The 3,907-nt window shown below is 74.3% G+C and carries 1 protein-coding gene; it reads left to right on the top strand.

Going from position 1 to position 3,907, the window contains the following annotated elements:
• Positions 1 to 3,907, top strand: a 3,907-nt coding sequence (locus ACPXCS_RS39520) for an SDR family NAD(P)-dependent oxidoreductase (protein ID WP_425952347.1), incomplete at both ends; no start/stop codon positions are given.

The following is a 3,907-nucleotide window of genomic DNA, read 5'->3' as shown; positions in this document are numbered from 1 at the left end:
TGTCCCCGCGCCGTGTCGACCTGCCCACCTACGCCTTCCAGCGCCGCCGTTACTGGCTGGAAGCGCCGAAGGCCGGGCAGAAGGCCGCCGATCCCGTCGAGGAGCAGTTCTGGCGCACCGTTCAGGAGGGCGACCTCCAGGACGTCGCCCGAACCCTCGGACTGAACAGCACCGAAGGACTCAGCGACATCGTCCCGGCACTGGCCGCGTGGCGGCGGGCCGGCCGCGACCGTGCCACGGTGGACAGCTGGCGCTACCGGGTGGTCTGGCGTCCTTACGACCTGCCCGCCGCCGGCACCCTGCACGGCACCTGGCTCCTCGCCGTCCCCGAGACGCACCTGCGGTCCCCCCTGGTCGCCGCCGTGGCCCGCACCCTCGCCCAGGCGGGCGCGACCACCGTCACCCTCGCCGTGGACGCCGGCGATCCGGACCGCGCCCGGGTCGCCGCCCGGCTCGCGGACGCCGTCTCCGTCACCGGGCCGGCGTCCCTGCAAGGCGTCGTCTCCCTGCTGGCGCTCGACGAGCGAGCCGCCCCCGGCCACCCGGGTGCCACCGCCGGCATGACCTCCTCCCTCGTCCTGCTCCAGGGGCTGCTGGACGCCGATCTCGACGCCCGGCTGTGGATCCTGACCAGCGAGGCCGTCACCACCGGCACCGGCGACACCGTCCGCAACCCGCTCCAGGGTGCCCTGTGGGGCTTCGGACGCGTCGTCGCCCTGGAGCAGCCCCGGCGGTGGGGCGGACTGGTGGACCTGCCCGCCGAGCTGGACGAGGACACCGCGCGTGGGCTCGTCGCCGTTCTCGCCGCCCGCGCCGACGAGGACCAGACCGCCCTGCGCGGCCGGACCGCCCACATCCGCCGCCTGGTGCGGGCCCCGCTCGCCGGGCGCACCGCACCGCGCGCCTGGCGCACCAGCGGAGCCGCGCTGGTCACGGGCGGCACCGGCGGCCTCGGCGCCCACACCGCCCGGCTGCTGGCCCGCAAGGGCGCCGAGCACCTGGTGCTGACCAGCCGCCGCGGACCGGACGCCCCCGGCGCCGCCGAACTGCGCGAGGAACTGACCGCCCTGGGCTGCCGCGTCACCATCGCGGCCTGCGACGTGGCCGACCGCGACGCCCTGGAACGCCTGGTGGCCGAGGTCGAGTCGGACGGGCCCGCCATCCGGACCGTCGTGCACACCGCCGGCGTCGGCATGCTCGCGCCCCTCGCCGACACCGACCTGGACTTCTTCGCCGAGGGTGCCCGCGCCAAGCTGCTCGGCGCGGCCAACCTCGACGCCGTCTTCGACCACGACCGGCTGGACGCCTTCGTCCTCTACTCGTCCGTCGCCGGCACCTGGGGCAGCGGCGACCACGGCGCGTACTCGGCCTCCAACGCCTACGTCGACGCGCTCGCCGACCACCGCAGGGCCCGCGGCCTGACCGGAACGTCCATCGCGTGGGGCATCTGGAGCCCCGAGGGCGGCGGTATGGCCGTCAACGTCGTGCGCGAGCAGCTGCGCTGGCGTGGCATCCCGTTCATGGACGCGGAACTGGCCGTCACCGGCCTCCAGCAGGCCCTGGACCACGACGACACCTTCCTGGCCGTCGCCGACATCGACTGGGAACGCTTCGTCCCCGTCTTCACGGCCGCCCACCCCCGGCCCCTGCTGCACGAGGTCCCCGAGGTGGCCGAGGCGATGCGGGCCGACGAGCCCGACGCGGCCCATGCCGCCGACCGACTCGGCGGACTGCGCGCGGAACTGGCCGCCCAACCGCGCGCCGAGCGCGTGCGCACCCTCACCGACATCGTGCGCACCCAGGTCGCCGGCGTCCTCGGCCACGCCGACGGCAGCGAGATCGCCCCGCAGCGCGCCTTCCGGGAACTCGGCTTCGACTCCCTCACCGCCGTCGAACTGCGCAACCGCCTCAACACGGCGACCGGACTGAGCCTCCCCGCCACCGTCGTGTTCGACTTCCCCAACGTTCACGACCTCGTCCGGCACCTGCTCGAACACCTCGTCCACGACACGGCGGACGAGCCGGCCGCCGCCCTGCCCGCCACCCCGGCGGACGGCCCCGCACACCGGGACGAACCCATCGCGATCGTCTCGATGGGCTGCCGCTTCCCCGGAGGCGTCCACTCGCCCGAGGACTTCTGGCGACTCGTCCTCGACGAGACCGACGCCATCTCCCCCCTGCCCGCGGACCGCCACTGGGACGTGGCGAACCTGTACGACCCCGACCCGGACCGGCCCGGCACGACCTACGCCCGCGAGGGCGGATTCCTGCACGACGCCGCCGAGTTCGACGCCGGCTTCTTCGGCATCTCCCCGCGTGAGGCGACGGCGATGGACCCGCAGCAGCGACTGCTGCTGGAAACCAGCTGGGAGACCCTGGAGCGGGCCGGTATCGCCCCCGACAGCCTGCGCGGCAGCGACACGGGCGTCTTCGTCGGCGTGTCCCACCAGGGGTACGGCGCGAGCGGCGAGGTGCCCGAGGGACTCGAAGGACACCTGATCACCGGTACGGTCACCAGCATCGCCTCCGGCCGTGTCTCCTACACCCTGGGGCTCGAAGGCCCGGCCGTGACCCTGGACACCGGCTGCTCCTCCGCACTCGTCGCCATGCACCTGGCCATCCGGTCCCTGCGCTCCGGCGAGTGCTCCCTCGCCCTGACCGGCGGCGCCGCCGTCATGGGCGAGCCGATCGGCCTGGTGGGCTTCAGCCGCCAGCGGGGCCTGGCGGTGGACGGCCGCTGCAAGGCCTTCGGCGCCGACGCCGACGGCATGGGCATGGCCGAGGGCGTGGGCGTGCTGCTCCTGGAACGGCTGTCGGACGCCCGCGCCAACGGCCACCAGGTCCTGGCCGTCGTGCGCGGCTCGGCCATCAACCAGGACGGGGCCTCCAACGGCCTCACCGCCCCCAACGGCCGCTCCCAGCAGCGCGTCATCCGCGCCGCGCTGGCGGACGCCGGGCTGTCCGGCGCGGACATCGACGCGGTCGAGGCCCACGGCACCGGCACCAAGCTCGGCGACCCGATCGAGGCACAGGCCATCCTCGCCACCTACGGGCAGGAACACGACGCCGGCCGTCCGCTCTGGCTGGGCTCGGTGAAGTCCAACATCGGCCACACCCAGGCCGCTTCGGGCATGGCCGGCGTCATCAAGATGGTGCAGGCCATGCGGCACGGCACCCTGCCCCGCACCCTGCACGCCGACGCGGTCTCCCCGTTCGTCGACTGGTCGGCCGGACACGTGGAGGTCCTCACCGAGACCCGGCCCTGGGACGCGGACGGCCGTCCACGCCGGGCCGCCGTCTCGTCCTTCGGTGTCAGCGGCACCAACGCCCACGTGATCCTCGAACAGTCCGGTACCGAGCCGGACTCCACCGAACCGGCTCCGGCCCCGGCCGGCACCGTAGTGCCGTGGCTGCTCTCCGCCCGCTCCGCGGACGCGCTGCGAGAGCAGGCCGAACGACTGCTGTCCCACCTGGCGGACACCACGCCCGACCGCGCCGACGTGGCGCACTCCCTCCTCACGGGCCGTGCCGCCCTGGAGGAACGCGCGGTGGTCGTCGGCGCCGACAACGAAAGCCTCCTCGCCGGAGTACGCGCCCTCGCCACCGGCACGACCACCCCCGGCCTCGCCCGAGGCACCACCCAGCGCATCGGCGAGACCGTCGACCCGGTGTTCGTGTTCCCGGGTCAGGGGGCGCAGTGGGTGGGGATGGCGGTGGAGCTTCTCGATTCGTCGCCGGTGTTCGCGGCGCGGTTCGCGGAGTGCGCTGAGGCGCTGTCGGCCTTTGTCGACTGGTCGTTGGTCGATGTGGTGCGGGGTGAGGAGGGTGCGCCGGGGTTGGACCGGGTGGATGTGGTGCAGCCGGTGTTGTGGGCGGTGATGGTGTCGCTGGCGGCGGTGTGGGAGTC

This window comes from Streptomyces sp. DT190, assembly GCF_049846985.1.
Lineage (GTDB): Bacteria > Actinomycetota > Actinomycetes > Streptomycetales > Streptomycetaceae > Streptomyces.
Note: the sequence above shows the minus strand (reverse complement) of the source record. Positions and strands in the feature narration are given on the sequence as shown.